This window comes from Sedimentibacter sp. B4 (assembly GCF_000309315.1).
GTDB classification, from domain to species: domain Bacteria; phylum Bacillota; class Clostridia; order Tissierellales; family Sedimentibacteraceae; genus Sedimentibacter; species Sedimentibacter saalensis.
This window is the reverse complement of sequence record NZ_CANG01001148.1, coordinates 1-224: the sequence shown is the minus strand read 5'-3', so window position 1 is coordinate 224 and position 224 is coordinate 1. Positions and strand designations below refer to the sequence as shown.

Here is a 224-nt window from a genome sequence, read left to right as displayed (position 1 = left end):
CGTGTTCACCGACGACGACCTGGACCTCTACCTGCCCGAGATCCCGGACACCGTGAAGGGGTCGAGCCCCCTGGCGCGCTTCCAGCGCTGGCGCACCTGGCAGATGTCGGACCACAGTCCGCTCTGGGTGCAGGTCCAGACCGACTACTCCGACAGCTACCTCGCCGACATCACCACCTACCTGACCAGATGGGGACGGTTCCGAACTCGGTCCACTCCGACAA

1 pseudogene is annotated in these 224 nt (G+C 65.2%); it reads left to right on the top strand.

The annotated features are described in order from the left end of the window. Window positions 1-224 (top strand): annotated as a pseudogene (locus BN358_RS27360) (hypothetical protein); the annotation flags it as partial.